General features: G+C 58.6%; 1 pseudogene. It reads right to left on the minus strand.

From position 1 onward, the window contains the following. A pseudogene (locus PZ897_RS08785) lies at window positions 1-943 on the minus strand (IS3 family transposase); the annotation flags it as partial. Between the last annotated feature and the right edge of the window lie 64 nt (window positions 944-1007).

The raw sequence follows: 1007 nt of genomic DNA on the forward strand, positions 1-1007 counted from the left end.
CACTCGTCGCGGAAGCTGCCGTTGAAACTTTCGACGAAGCCATTTTTCATCGGCTTGCCGGGGGAGATGTAGTGCCATTCGACATGGGTCTCCTGGCACCATTTGAGGACGGCCATGCTGGTCATCTCCGTGCCGTTGTCCGAGACAATCGTCTTCGGCTTTCCGCGTTCGGAGATGAGGTTGTCCAGTTCCCGGGCAAGCCTCGCGCCCGACAGCGATGTGTCCGCGACGAGACACAGGCATTCGCGGGTGAAGTCGTCGACGACGGCCAGCACACGGAAGCGACGACCATCTGTGAAGGCATCGGATACGAAGTCCAGGCTCCACCGCTCATTGGCGCGCGACGGCAAGGCCAATGGACGCCTGGTGCCCAGGGCGCGTTTTCTGCCGCCGCGCTTGCGCACGGTCAGCTTCTCTTCCCGGTAGAGCCGCCTGAGCTTCTTCAAGTTCATGACTAACCCCTGCCGTTCCAGCATGACGTGGATACGTCGATAGCCGAAACGACGGCGCTCGGAAGCTACCGTCTTCATGGCCTCCCGGATATGAGCGTCGTCAGGCCGGATGCTGCGGTATCGCATGCTTGACCGGTCAACCGACAATACAGAACACGCCCGACGCTGGCTCACTCCATGCTCTGAACAGGCATGAGCCACTGCGTCCCGCTTCGCGTCGGGCGTCACCATTTTTTTGAAGCGACATCCTTCAAAATGGCAACATCCAGCATGGTCTCCGCCAGCAGCTTCTTCAGCTTGGCATTCTCGTCTTCCAAGGCCTTCAGCTTACGGGCGTCGGACACATCCATGCCACCATACTTGGCCTTGTATTTGTAAAAGGTCGCACTGCTGATGCCGTGCTTCCGGCACACCTCCGCTGTAGGCAGACCCGCCTCCTGCTCCTTCAATATCCCGATAATCTGCTCTTCCGTGAACCGTGAACGCTTCATCCGTCCGTCTCCTTGTCGTGACGGACTCTACCAAATTTTGGAGGAAGTTAAGGGGCTCAGGTCA

It is taken from the genome of Hoeflea sp. YIM 152468 (assembly GCF_029210485.1).
GTDB lineage: Bacteria > Pseudomonadota > Alphaproteobacteria > Rhizobiales > Rhizobiaceae > Hoeflea.